The organism is Brevundimonas naejangsanensis DSM 23858, assembly GCF_000421705.1.
Taxonomy (GTDB): domain Bacteria; phylum Pseudomonadota; class Alphaproteobacteria; order Caulobacterales; family Caulobacteraceae; genus Brevundimonas; species Brevundimonas naejangsanensis.
Genome location: NZ_ATXN01000008.1, coordinates 44,883 through 57,382 on the forward strand (window position 1 = coordinate 44,883; position 12,500 = coordinate 57,382).

A 12,500-nucleotide genomic window follows, 5' to 3' on the forward strand; every position below is an offset into this window, starting at 1 on the left:
TTTGCGCGCCAGTCGTGTCGGAAGCACGGCGCAAATGCGACCTATTCGCACACCCCCATTGCCAAGAAAGTTCGAACGCTGTTGAGAAGCGTTCTCATTTCTTAAGGCTCCGCTCCAATGTCCTCCTTCCGCTCGTCCCGCCGCTCGTCCCTGCTGGCGGCCACCGCCCTGATGACCGTCGGGGCAGCGGCGCCCGCCCTGGCTGACGAAGCTGCGGACGTCCTGGAGCAGAGCCATCAGGTGGCCGACGTGGTCGTCACCGCCTCGGGCTTCGAGCAACGCATCGAACAGGCTCCGGCTTCGATCAGCGTCATCCCGCGCGCCGAAATCGAAGAGATCCGCGCCGTCTCCATCGCCGAAATCCTGGCCAATGTAGAAGGCGTCGACACGGGCGCCGCCGTGGGCAAGACCGGCGGCCAGACCATCAACATTCGCGGCATGGGCTCGGACTACACCCTGATCCTGATCGACGGCCGCCGCCAGAACACGGCCGGCAGCGTCACGCCCAACGGCTTCGGCGAGACTTCGTCCAGCTTCATGCCGCCCGTGGCCGCCATCGAGCGCGTCGAAGTGGTGCGCGGGCCGGTCTCGACCCTCTATGGCTCCGACGCCATGGGCGGGGTGGTCAACATCATCACCCGCAAGGTCGGCGATCGCTGGCTGGGCGCGGTCACCGGCCACTACACCCTTCAGGGAGACGACGACTTCGGCGCCATCTGGGGCGGCGACTTCTACGCCAGTGGACCTCTGGTCGCCGACCGGGTCGGCCTGGCCCTGCGCGGCGCCTATTCCGAGCGCGAACAATCCAGCCTGACCTATGAGAATGTCAACGGCGTGGAGACGCCGGTCAGCGGCTTCGGACGCAGTTCGACCGCGAATGAAATCTGGTCGCTGGGCGCGCGCCTGTCGCTGAACCTGCACCCGGATCACGACCTGTGGTTCGACTATGACACCGCCAACCAGTGGTACGACAACACCAACGGCCAGATGGGCACGGCCACCACCGCCGGCGGCTACGACAAATTCCTGGAGTTCAACCGCGACCAATTCGTCATCGCTCACAACTGGCGCCTGCCGTTCGGGGTGCTGGAGTCCAACTATTCGGTGGGCACGACCGAGACGGTCGGGCGGATCATCCCCAACGGCGTCGCCGGCGCCGGCGGCCCGCGCACCCTGGAGAGCGAGAACCGCATCTTCGACACCAAGCTGTTCTCGCAATGGCGCAACCACAGCTTCACCGTCGGCGGCCAGTACTGGGAAGCCGAGATGGTCGACGGCGTCGCCCCCACCCGGTTCGAGCACACCCAGTGGGCGATCTTCGCCGAGGACGAATGGCGCTTTACCGACACCCTGGCGCTGACGCTGGGCGCCCGCCATGACGACCACTCGACCTTCGGTTCGCACTTCAGCCCGCGCGCCTATGTCGTGTGGAACGCCACGGCCAACTGGACTCTGAAGGGTGGGGTCAGCCAGGGCTTCAAGACTCCGCGCCTGGAACAACTGGCCGAAGGCATCAACGGCTTCGGCGCCCAGGGCCGCCTGCCGCTGCTGGGTTCGCCCGGCTTGAAGCCCGAGACCTCGACCTCGACCGAGTTGGCGGTCTTCTACGACAACCGCGACAATTTCCGCGCCAGCATGACGCTTTTCCACAATGCCTTTGACGACAAGATCGCCTCGGGTCCCCAGGTCGCCAACTGCTTGTTCGGCCTGGATCAGGCCCAGTATGACGCGGGCGGCTATCCGACCACGGGCTGCTATGATGTCGGCTTCTTCACCCCCTATATCGCCACTGTCGCGGGCTTCGGCCAGTCGGTGAACATCGATGAGGCCGAGACCCAGGGCGTCGAACTGTCGGCTCGCTGGCGCGCTGCACCCGACTGGACCCTTCAGGCCAACTACACCTATACCGAAAGCGAACAGAAGTCGGGCGCCTCGGCCGGTCTGCCCCTGACGGACACGCCCGAGCACATGCTGAACGCCAATGTCCGCTGGAACGCCACCGACCGGCTGAACCTGTGGGTGCGGGGCGAATACCGCTCGGAACGCTATCGCGGCGCCGGCCCGGCCCAGGACGCTTGGGGCGACTACGCCGCCTACGAACTGTTCCACCTGGGCGGATCGTATGAGGTCAACGACCGGCTGACAGTCAATGCAACGATCTACAATCTGTTCGACAAGGACTTCGTCAGCCTGCTGCCCTACGGCACGCCGGTCGCCTATACGCCGGAATACGCCAACAACCAGGAGCCGCGTCGTCTGTGGGTGTCGGTGACGACGACCTTCTGATCCCCTTTTCAGTTTCCTCCCCGACTGACCGGGCCGCCTCCTGCTGGAAGCGGCCCGTTTTTTTTTCGCGCTCCAAACTAAGCCGTTGGTCACCTTTGGCGGGCACAATGTCGCCATGACCGACCGCGCCATCCGCAATCTTGAACACCTGCGCCGCACCGCCTCGACGGCGCGGGTGCTGAACCTGCTCAAGGTCTATGACGAACACGGCGACACCGAGGACTGGGCCGAGCGGCCGATGTTCCGCACGCCGGCGCTGAACCGCGCCCTGATCATCAAGCACCGCCTGCGCCGCAATGAGACCGACGCCTTTCCGGGCCGTCGCCAGGTGGCGACCAAGATCGTGGTGCCGATCGACAGCACCGACCTGAAGACCGGCGGCCGATTCATCTTCGTCAATCAGATCGGCTTTGAACGCGCCATGCATGAAGCGTTCGGCGTCGACGCCGATCATCCGGACCTGAAGACCCTGCGGCTGATGGACCGGCTGCCGTCGCTGGACCCCTTCCTGCTGCGCGAGCAGCTTCGGCGGGGCAGTGTGGATGCGGCGGCCTGTTATTTCGCCCTCAGCGAGGCCGACCTGGAGCGGATGCTGGAGTTCGTCCAGAGCGAGATCGAGCCCCTGGTCACCCTCAGCGTCGGCGACGGCGTGGTCGCCGCCGGCTCCACCGCGCGGATGGCGGCGAAAATCCTGTCCAACGCGCCCGGCGACCGACTGGAGGCCCTGCGCCTGACGCTGAAGCTGGAGCCCGAGCAGTATCAGGAGGGCGTCTTCTGCTGGAAGGGCTTCCTCTATTACAAATGGGCGCTCAGCAGCCTGATGGCCGATATCGTCAACGTCGCCGACGAGGTGGTGACGGTGCAGGCCGTCGGCCCCAGCGACCGGGCCGCCGCCGAATACATTCAGCGCGGACGCGGCGTCCTGCGCGCGCGGATCATGAAGACCTGCGACGAGGTCAGCCGGACGCTGCGCTATTACGACGACGCCTATGCGGCCCTGACGCGCGAGGGCAATCCGGTGGCGTTCAGGGACTTCCTGCTGGAGGCGCCCGCCATGTTCACCCGGCTGGGCGACCAGTTGGGCGCAGTGCAGCACATCGTCAGCTTCTGGCGCTTCCGCTTCAACCCCAAGGCGCCGCCGGTCGGGGTGGACGAACTGATCGACATCTTCATGGACTTCGAGACCGGCCTGATGGGGCGCGGGCCGGACGAGTTCGATCCGCGCGACATCGCCGCGTGACAAAGAAAACCCCGCGCCGTCGACAGCGCGGGGTTCTGTTTTCAGACCGGAAGCCGGTCCTTAGTAGCGGTAGTGTTCCGGCTTGAACGGGCCTTCGACCGGCACGTTGATATAGTCGGCCTGTTCCTGGTTCAGCGTCGTCAGCTTGGCGCCCAGCTTGGCCAGATGCAGGAAGGCGACCTTCTCGTCCAGGTGCTTGGGCAGGGTGTAGACCTTGTTCTCGTACCTGGCGGCGTTGGTCCACAGTTCGATCTGGGCCAGCGTCTGGTTGGTGAAGGACGCCGACATCACGAAGGACGGGTGTCCCGTGGCGTTGCCCAGGTTCACGAGGCGGCCTTCCGACAGCAGTATGATCTTCTTGCCGTCCGGGAACTCGACGTGGTGGACCTGATCCTTGATCTTGTCCCACTTGAAGTTCTTCAGGCCCGCGACCTGAATCTCAGAGTCGAAGTGGCCGATGTTGCAGACGATGGCGTTGTTGCGCATGGCGCGCATGTGCTCGACGCGGATGACGTCCTTGTTGCCCGTGGTGGTGACGAAGATGTCGGCCTTGTCGGCGACGTCTTCGAGCGTCTGGACCTCATAGCCTTCCATCGCCGCCTGCAGGGCGCAGATCGGGTCGATCTCGGTGACGATCACGCGGGCGCCGCCGTTGCGCAAGCTGGCCGCCGAACCTTTGCCCACGTCGCCGTAGCCGCAGACCACGGCGACCTTGCCCGACAGCATGACGTCGGTGCCACGACGGATGGCGTCGACCAGCGATTCACGGCAGCCGTACAGGTTGTCGAACTTGGACTTGGTGACGCTGTCGTTGACGTTGATGGCGGGGAACGGCAGTTCGCCCTTTTCCGCCATCTGATACAGGCGGTGAACGCCCGTGGTCGTCTCTTCCGACACGCCGCCGATGGCGTCGCGGATGGCCGAGTAGAAGCCCGGCTTTTCCTTCAGATAACGCTTCATGACCGAGAAGAGGGCTTCCTCTTCCTCGTTCTGCGGGTTGTCGAGGACGGAGGCGTCCTTCTCGGCCTTCGGCCCCAGCACGCACAGCAGGGTGGCGTCGCCCCCGTCGTCGAGGATCAGGTTCGGGTAGCCGCCATCGGCCCATTCAAAGATCTTGTGGGCGTATTCCCAATACTCGACCAGATTCTCGCCCTTGAAGGCGAAGACCGGCGTGCCCGACGCGGCGATGGCGGCGGCGGCGTGGTCCTGGGTCGAGAAGATGTTGCACGAGGCCCAGCGCACTTCGGCGCCCAGAGCTTCCAGCGTCTGGATCAGCACCGCCGTCTGGATGGTCATGTGCAGGGAGCCGGCGATGCGGGCGCCCTTCAGAGGCTGGGACGCGCCGTATTCGTCGCGCAGCGCCATCAGGCCCGGCATCTCGGTTTCGGCGATGGCGATTTCCTTGTTGCCGAAATCGGCCAGGGAGATGTCGCGGACGATGTAGTCGGTCATGCTGAAATGTCTTTCGGCCACTGTCGGAGATTGTCGCCGCTATAGCGCGACGCGACGGGTGGAGCAATCAAGACATAAGGATGTCTTTATATGAACCACGCCAAGGCGCTGACGCCTCGGCCTCCCACAGCGATTTGAGCCTGCTCATTAAGGGAATCTACGCATCCGCAGCTTAACCCGGCCAATACCCTCTTGATGACAAGGGATATTAAGGGCCCTCCCTCCGCCCTGCCGTTGCAGTGAGTATTGCGTCATGGCTTCCCACGAGATCGACCGCCGCATGAACTTCATGGGCCTGGGTCGGCCGTCCGCCGGTTACAGCGCCGTTTCGGGCGTGCTGCGCAAGAACGCGCCTGTGGCCCTGGCCGCCTTCTACGACAAGGTGCGCGCCGAACCTGAGATGCGCCGCTTCTTCCGCGACGAAGGGCACATCAGCGCCGCCAGCAACGCCCAGCAGCGCCACTGGGACGCCATCATCGACGGCCGGGCCGACGAGGACTACGCCGCCTCGGTGCGCACCATCGGCCGGGTTCACGCCCGCATCGGTCTGGAGCCGCGCTGGTATATCGGCGGCTACAGCGTGATCCTGGCCCACCTGACCCGCGCCATCGTCGAGCGGCCCAGAAAGCTGTTCGCCAATCGCCGCGAACATGACCGCATCACCGCCGAGGCCGTGGCCGAACTGAACCAGCGGGTCATGCTGGACATGGATCTGGCCATCTCCATCTACCTCGACGCCCTGCAGGAAGAGCGCGACCGCGTCCAGGCCGAACACGACGCCGCCGAGGCGCGACAGGCCGAGGTGGTGCGTGCGCTTGGCGCCGCCCTGCACAGTCTGGCCGACAACGACCTGTCGGTGACGCTGCCGGACGTCTTCCCCGAGGAATACCGCTCGCTACAGAACGACTTCCATGCCGCGACCCGCGCCCTGCGCACCGCCGTGCGCGCCGTGGCCGACAGCGTCGAGAGCCTGAGCGCCGGCTCCAGCCAGTTGGCCGTCGCCTCCGAGGACCTGGCCAGCCGCACCGAGCGTCAGGCCGCCAATCTGGAGCGCACCGTCAACGAAGCCGACGCCATCGCCCGCGAAGTGGCCTCCACCGCCGACGGGGCCCGCCAGACCGCCGAGGCCCTCGCCGCCGCCCGCACCGATGTCGAACACACGACCCAGGTGGTCGGCGACGCGGTTTCCGCCATCCACGCCATCGCTGAATCCTCTGCCGAGATCGCTCGCTTCACCAGCCTGATCGACGAGATCGCCTTCCAGACCAATCTGCTGGCGCTCAACGCCGGGGTCGAGGCCGCCCGCGCGGGCGACGCCGGGCGCGGCTTCGCCGTCGTGGCCCAGGAAGTGCGCGCCCTGGCCCAGCGCTCGTCCGAAGCCTCGGGCGAGATCCGCACCCTGATCGCAACCTCCTCGGCCCAGGTGGCGCGAGGGGTCGATCTGGTCGAGCGCACCGGCGCGGCGCTTGAGCGCATCGGCGCCAAGGTCACGGCCGTCGACGGCCTGGCGGGCGGAATCGCCGGCTCGGCTCAGGAACAGGCCGAGGGCCTAGCCCGCGTCCGCCGCGCCATGGGCGAGATGGACGACATCACCCAGCAGAACGCCGCCATGACCGAGGAAGCGACAGCCGCCGCCCGTCAACTGGCCAATGAAGCCGTCAGCCTGAACCAGCAGGTCGGCCGCTTCCGACTGGACCGTTCGGTCGCAAGCATGGCCGGTCCGCGCCTGGTCGCCTGACGGTCGCTTCGCGCAACACCGTGCGGCCAAGACAGGCTTGGCGGATCGGCCGCAAGTCGTTTAAGCCGTCGCCTCATGGCTGACGACGCTTCGATCCGACCCGCCCGCGATCTCTCGATCCCCCGCCACGATTGGACGCTGGAGGAGGTCGAGGCCCTGTTCGCCCGCCCCTTCATGGAGCTGGTATTCGAGGCTGCGACCGTGCACCGCCGCACCTTTAATCCGAACGAGGTGCAGAAATCCCAGCTGCTGTCGGTCAAGACCGGCGGGTGCGCCGAGAACTGCGGCTACTGCTCCCAGTCGGCCAGCTTCAAGACCGGGCTGAAGGCCGAGAAGCTGATGGAACCGACCGCCGTCATCGCCGAGGCCATGGCGGCCAAGGCGGGCGGGGCCAGCCGCTTCTGCATGGGCGCCGCCTGGCGCGAGCTGAAGGACCGCGACACGCCCAAGCTGGCGGCCATGATCTCAGGCGTGAAGGCGCTCGGTCTGGAGACCTGCGCCACCCTGGGGATGCTGAACGCCGATCAGGCGAAACAGCTGAAGGACGCGGGTCTCGACTACTACAACCACAACCTCGACACCGGGCCTGAGTATTACGCCGAGGTGGTGACGACCCGCTCCTATCAGGACCGACTTGAGACGCTCCAACACGTCCGCGACGCCGGGATGTCGACCTGCTGCGGCGGCATCGTCGGCATGGGCGAGAAGCGCCGTGATCGCGCGGGCCTGCTGCACGCCCTGGCCACCCTGCCCGTCCACCCCGACAGCCTGCCGGTCAACGCCCTGGTCCCCGTCGGCGGCACGCCGCTGGGCGAGCGCGTGCTGAAGGACGGCGAGATCGACCCGATCGAGTTCGTCCGCACCGTCGCCGTCGCCCGTCTGGTCTGCCCCCGGTCGATGGTGCGCCTGTCGGCCGGTCGCGAGGGCATGACGCCGGAGATGCAGGCCCTGTGCTTCCTGGCCGGCGCCAACTCCATCTTCGTCGGCGGCAAGCTGCTGACCACGCCGAACCCGGAAGAGGACGACGACGCTAGGCTGTTCGCCCTGCTGGACCTGAAGCCCATGCCCGCCAAGGGCTGCGACGCCCATTGATCCGGGTCCGCCCGACGCGCGCGACGGACCTCGAGCATCTCGACGCCATAGAGCGATCGTCGGCGACGCTGTTCCGCACCATCCCCGATCTGGCCTGGCTGGCGGATGACCGCACCGCAGGGCCAGAGGCTCATACGCATGCCGTTGAACAGGGCCTGTCCTGGGTCGCCATGGACGAAGGGGATCAGCCGGCAGGCTTCCTGATCGCCGCCGTCGAGGATGATGCAGACCTGCACATTCTTGAACTGGCCGTCGGCGCCGACCATCAGGGACGCGGCGTCGGGCGAGCGCTGATGCAGATGGCCCGCCATGAGGCCGAGGCCCGCGCCCTGAAGGCTCTCACCCTGACGACGTTCAGAAGCGTCGCGTGGAACGCCCCATTCTACGCTCGTCTCGGCTATGAGGAACTGGCCGCCGAAATGGCGCCGTTCTATCTGCGCGAGGCTCTGGCTGCACAGGCTGAGCACGGCCTGACCGACCGCGTCGCCATGCGGCTTAGTCTCTGACGCCTATTTGGCCATCCATGGACGAGCGGCGCCGCTCTTGATACGGGCCGCCTGCTCGCGCTGGAAACGACCGCCCAGCGGCGGCTTGGGTCGCGCGTCGATCGCCGCCTTCTTGAGCCGCAGCGCCCGCTGAACCGGGGTTTCGCCGGGAACAGCGTCTGCGGGGCCGGCGGCGGGGGCGTGATCGTCGTCAATGCTCATGGCCGACCTGTAGCACGGCAGCGCGTTCAGGGCCGAGATTTTGCGCCGTCTTCAAGGCTGGCGTCGCGCCTTCATCTCGCCTCGCGCCATCACTTCAGCGACAGCTTCCACTTGAGCCGACACCGACCGCCTCTGCGCGCGAGGCGCATACAGAGCCGATAGATAAGATCGATCCCATTCGGTCAGCCCCGCCGTATCCCCTCCAGAGAAGAGATTCAGAACAGTATCAAAAGCCGCCGTGTCAGCGCTGGCGTCGATCTGTGCCAAGCTGACCATCGAGACGTAATCCGCAAGCTGGGTGGTATTAACGGAACCGATCTCGTTCATATCAATGATTACGATCACTTTGAACAGCGCCTCCACCACGGCCGTGTTCAAACGGGCAGCACCACCTCTCCGTGTAATCATCGGCGCCGCACCAAGCGGACAATCAGCGCTATTGCAGTCGAACATAAGCGCTAACGCTAGGTCTACCGTCGCTCCCGCCTGATCACCCGGCGCCCTGACCGCGCGCTGTCCCGTGTCCGGGTCGGTCGGAACGCTCAATGACCACCAGCGCACAGGTCGGTCGTCCGACAGAAAGGCGCGGAACGCCGCCCGGCCCGCATCCCAGCCTGTCACGTTCTGGCGGAAGAGTTTGGGGTTCGCCTGGTTCAGGCCCTGCGCCGTCGCCCGGCCGTCTTCGGCGAAGACCACGACGAGATTACTCTCGCAGCCGGGCTTGCCAGTTTGAAGTCCTAGCTCAGAGGCATTTTGACTGACGCGATCGATGATCGCCTGGGCGGCCTCCCGCTCTAGGTTGACTACGCCAGGGCAGATAGAGCTACGCCATTGCGCTAGAGAGCGTCCGGGAGACGGCGCCGCCACCCGATCAACGAAGTCACGCACAGCCTCAGGCGTCGCCCGGCCCTGTACAGCGACGTCAGGCAGGACCGTGACATCAGGCTGGACCTGAGCGTCGGCTGTCGAACTCAACGCCGACAAAGCCAGCACGGCCCATAAGGCGCCCATACAGAATTTGCGCACGACCGAGGCCTCCCGCCAACAAGAACGACGATACTCTAATCGAAATCACGTCGTTAGAGTAGAGACAGAAGGCCATACTTGCTGACCAGCTCTACCTCCCCGGCCGCCGGGTCATCGCAGAGGCGGGGGCCAGTTGCAGGCCGCGCGCTTCCAGACCCGCCGTCCAGCGGGCGGCGGCTTCGACGGTGACGGGGTAGGAGAAGCCGGTTCCCAGCGCCGCGCCGTTGGTCTTGGCGGCGGCCTCCAGCGCGTTGAACTGGCGCAGGATGGCGGCGGGGCTCTGTTCCTCGTCGATGATGCGGTCGGCGCTGGCGCGGGCGAAGGCGCCGGGGCGGCGGCGCATCGAGCCGTCGTCGAGGAAGGCCAGACCGCGCTGACGCAGATGGGTCATCAGCGCGCCCATGCTCTCGTCCGAGGTCGCGAACCGGTCGCCCAGATAGTTGGTCACGCCGAAATAGCCGGTGGCGCGCGCCAGCAGCCAGTCCAGCTTGACCGCCACATCGTCGCCACCGCCGCTGGACAGAAGCGTGTAGGGGCCGGGGTCGTTGTCGGGATAGCCGGTCGGCTCCATCGGCAGTTCGATCATCACCTCATGGCCGTGGGCGCGGGCCATGTCGATCCAGGTCTGAAGGCCTTCAGCATAGGGCACGAAGGACAGGGTCACCTCGGCGGGCAGACGTTCGATCGCCGCGCGGGTGGTGGCGCTGTTCAGACCCAGACCGCCGACCACGAGGGCCACCATCGGCTTGCCGTTCGAACGGAAGGGCCGGGCGTAGGCCTGGGCCGGGACGCGGCCGTCGGCGGCGATGCGCGGCAGGGGGCCGTTCGGTCCGGGCTGGAACAGGCCCGCGATCGGCGCCTTGGGCAGGGGATTGGACGGCGCGCGCACCGGGGCGCTGAAGCCCTGGCCCGAGGCCACGCTGGCGCCGTCGGGCAGGGTGATGAGGGCCTCGCCCCCCATAGCGCCGCCCTCTTCGCCCATCAGAGCCGGGTCGATGGCGCCGAGGTCCTGATAGATGTCCAGACCGCTGAAGCCGAAAGTCTCGGCGCCGGTCGGGGCGGTGTCCGCTGCGGCGGGGCGCTCAAGTCGCGCGCTGGCCGTCGGCGCGCCGGCGCGCGGATCGCCCAGAACGGCGACGAACAGGGCGGCCGCGCCGATGACGAAGACCCCGGTCGCGCCCGCCGCGACGGGCGGCTTCTTCAGGGCGTTGAGGACCGGCTCCATGGCGACGCGCGACCGGGGCTCCGGCGGCGCGCCTGCGGCGGCGGCTAGGGCGGACTGGCGCTTGGCGAACATGGTCAGGATGGCGGCTCGAGCTTGCAGGCGCCGCACAGGCGCGGCGCCCCTCAGCCTCAGTTAAGCCCTGCGCCGGTTAAGAAACCCTAACGGCGCGTTCACCACGTTCGAGGGCCGCGCCTCAGTCGCTCTTCGGCTTGTTCCCCGGCGTGATTTCCGGGGCGCGCGGCGCCGGGGGGTCTTTCGGCGCGACCGTGACCTTGGGCGTGTCGGTCTCGGCCGTCTCGACCTTTTCCTGTCCCGGTTCGGTGATGACGATCCCTTGGGGCGCGGCGGCCAGTTTGGTCAGGTCGCCGCCGGCGCGCAGCACGTCCAGCGCCCGCTCCAGCTGATAGTCCTTGTCCTTGGCGTAGTCGGCGCCCGGCGCCTCGCGCGGGGTGTGGGGCCCCTTGCGCTCGGCCCCGATGGAGGAGTCCAGCGCCGTCGAATAGGCCGCCTCGGAATAGATGAAGCTGGAGCGCGAGACGATGCGCGCCTCGGCCTCGGAACGGGCGACCTCCAGGTCCGGCTCGATGCCGATTTTCTGGATCGAGCGGCCCGACGGCGTGTAGTAGCGCGCCGTGGTGATCGACAGGGCGCCGTCGCGGCCGCCGCGCAGCGGGATCACCGTCTGGACCGATCCCTTGCCGAAGCTGGTCAGGCCGACGACCGTCGCCCGCTCCTGATCCTTCAGGGCGCCCGCCACGATCTCGGACGCCGAGGCCGAGCCGTAGTTGATCAGCACCACCACCGGCAGGCCGCCGGTCAGGTCGCCCGGCTTGGCGGCGTAGCGTTCGATATCCTCGGGCTTGCGGCCGCGCTGGCTGACGATCTCGCCGCGCTCCAGGAAGGCGTCGGACACGTCGATGGCCGCCGTCAGCAGCCCGCCGCCGTTGTTGCGCAGGTCCAGCACATAACCCTTCAGGCCGGGTTTCTCGCGCTTCAGCTGCTCGATGGTCTCGGTCAGCTCGCGGCCGGTGTTTTCGTTGAAGGTGGAGACGCGCAGGTAGCCGAAATCGCCTTCCAGACGGCCGGTGACGGATTCGACCTTGATGACTTCGCGCGTCAGCACGACCTCGCGCGGCTCTTCGCCATCGCGCAGGAAGGTGATGGTGACGCTGGTGCCGGTGGCGCCGCGCAGCTTGTCCGAGACCTCGGAGACGCTGAGACCAGCCGCGTTCTGACCATTGACGGCGCTGATGACGTCGCCTGCCTGCACCCCGGCGCGGCCAGCCGGGCTGTCATCCATCGGCGAGATGACCTTCACCAGCCCGCCTTCGGAGGTGATCGTCAGGCCGACGCCGGAATACTCGCCCGATGTGCGCTCGCGCAGATCGCCGAACGCCTTGGCGGGCATGTAGTTGGAGTGCGGGTCGAGCGCCGTCATCATCCCCTGCAGGGCGGCTTCGATCAGCTTCTTGTTGTCGACAGGGACGACATAGGCCTGCTCGACGATGCCCAGGACGTCGCCGAACAGCTCCAGCATCCGGAAGGTCTCGTTGCGCGGAGTCTGGCTGGCGACAGCCGCCGCCGATCCGCCCAGCGCCAGGGCGGCGGCGCCCACGAGAAGCAGTTTACGCATTCGGTCTCTTTCCATCGGATCCGCTTTCGGCTCCGGTCGTCCAGGGCGGCGCGAGCGCCGCAAAGGCGCGCGCGACAGTTGCGTCGATACAATCAGCGTCC

Annotated in this window: 10 protein-coding genes; 5 read left to right on the forward strand and 5 right to left on the reverse strand. The window is 66.8% G+C overall.

Annotated features, from left to right (window positions below):
• The first annotated feature begins 117 nt into the window (after positions 1 to 117).
• Together H556_RS0114435 and H556_RS0114440 are read left to right on the forward strand one after the other, a co-directional pair.
• A complete protein-coding gene (locus H556_RS0114435; protein WP_024355121.1) occupies positions 118 to 2,286 on the forward strand; it encodes a TonB-dependent receptor domain-containing protein in 2,169 nt (722 codons plus the stop codon).
• Positions 2,287 to 2,401: 115 nt separating this feature from the next.
• Entirely contained in the window at positions 2,402 to 3,526 is a 1,125-nt protein-coding gene (locus H556_RS0114440) for a hypothetical protein (RefSeq protein ID WP_024355122.1), read from the forward strand.
• Between the two features lie 60 nt (positions 3,527 to 3,586).
• Here H556_RS0114440 and ahcY read toward each other — a convergent pair whose 3' ends face one another.
• Positions 3,587 to 4,978: an adenosylhomocysteinase gene (gene ahcY, locus H556_RS0114445; protein WP_024355123.1), complete on the reverse strand. Its 1,392-nt coding sequence runs from the start codon at positions 4,976 to 4,978 to the stop codon at positions 3,587 to 3,589.
• A gap of 253 nt (positions 4,979 to 5,231) precedes the next feature.
• Between ahcY and H556_RS0114450 the strand changes: the two genes are divergently transcribed.
• From H556_RS0114450 to H556_RS0114460, 3 genes are all read left to right on the forward strand, one after another.
• Entirely contained in the window at positions 5,232 to 6,716 is a 1,485-nt protein-coding gene (locus H556_RS0114450; RefSeq protein WP_024355124.1) for a globin-coupled sensor protein, read from the forward strand.
• Positions 6,717 to 6,791: 75 nt separating this feature from the next.
• Complete coding sequence (gene bioB / locus H556_RS0114455; RefSeq protein ID WP_024355125.1) at positions 6,792 to 7,808, forward strand: biotin synthase BioB; 1,017 nt, start codon at positions 6,792 to 6,794, stop codon at positions 7,806 to 7,808.
• On the forward strand, positions 7,805 to 8,314 hold the full coding sequence (locus H556_RS0114460; protein WP_024355126.1) for a GNAT family N-acetyltransferase: 510 nt from the start codon (positions 7,805 to 7,807) through the stop codon (positions 8,312 to 8,314). The genes bioB and H556_RS0114460 overlap by 4 nt, the downstream gene beginning before the upstream one ends.
• Positions 8,315 to 8,317: 3 nt before the next feature.
• Here the strand turns inward: H556_RS0114460 and H556_RS0114465 are convergent, their stop codons facing one another.
• The 4 genes from H556_RS0114465 to H556_RS0114480 form a co-directional block, all read right to left on the reverse strand.
• Positions 8,318 to 8,515, reverse strand: a complete 198-nt coding sequence (locus H556_RS0114465) for a hypothetical protein (RefSeq protein ID WP_051130290.1) — start codon at positions 8,513 to 8,515, stop codon at positions 8,318 to 8,320.
• A gap of 51 nt (positions 8,516 to 8,566) precedes the next feature.
• Positions 8,567 to 9,541 carry a hypothetical protein gene (locus H556_RS0114470; RefSeq protein ID WP_245559508.1) on the reverse strand — a complete coding sequence of 325 codons (975 nt, stop codon included), beginning with the start codon at positions 9,539 to 9,541 and terminating at the stop codon, positions 8,567 to 8,569.
• Positions 9,542 to 9,632: 91 nt separating this feature from the next.
• A complete protein-coding gene (locus tag H556_RS0114475; protein WP_024355129.1) occupies positions 9,633 to 10,838 on the reverse strand; it encodes a divergent polysaccharide deacetylase family protein in 1,206 nt (401 codons plus the stop codon).
• A gap of 121 nt (positions 10,839 to 10,959) precedes the next feature.
• On the reverse strand, positions 10,960 to 12,399 hold the full coding sequence (locus H556_RS0114480) for a S41 family peptidase (protein ID WP_024355130.1): 1,440 nt from the start codon (positions 12,397 to 12,399) through the stop codon (positions 10,960 to 10,962).
• Positions 12,400 to 12,500 lie beyond the last annotated feature (101 nt).

Coding starts and splice junctions, on each gene's coding strand:
- H556_RS0114480 (WP_024355130.1), bottom strand. CDS start 12,399: ATGCGTAAACTGCTTCTCGTGGGCGCCGCCGCCCTGGCGCTGGGCGGA.
- bioB (WP_024355125.1), top strand. CDS start 6,792: ATGGCTGACGACGCTTCGATCCGACCCGCCCGCGATCTCTCGATCCCC.
- H556_RS0114435 (WP_024355121.1), top strand. CDS start 118: ATGTCCTCCTTCCGCTCGTCCCGCCGCTCGTCCCTGCTGGCGGCCACC.
- H556_RS0114475 (WP_024355129.1), bottom strand. CDS start 10,838: ATGTTCGCCAAGCGCCAGTCCGCCCTAGCCGCCGCCGCAGGCGCGCCG.
- ahcY (WP_024355123.1), bottom strand. CDS start 4,978: ATGACCGACTACATCGTCCGCGACATCTCCCTGGCCGATTTCGGCAAC.
- H556_RS0114440 (WP_024355122.1), top strand. CDS start 2,402: ATGACCGACCGCGCCATCCGCAATCTTGAACACCTGCGCCGCACCGCC.
- H556_RS0114450 (WP_024355124.1), top strand. CDS start 5,232: ATGGCTTCCCACGAGATCGACCGCCGCATGAACTTCATGGGCCTGGGT.
- H556_RS0114465 (WP_051130290.1), bottom strand. CDS start 8,515: ATGAGCATTGACGACGATCACGCCCCCGCCGCCGGCCCCGCAGACGCT.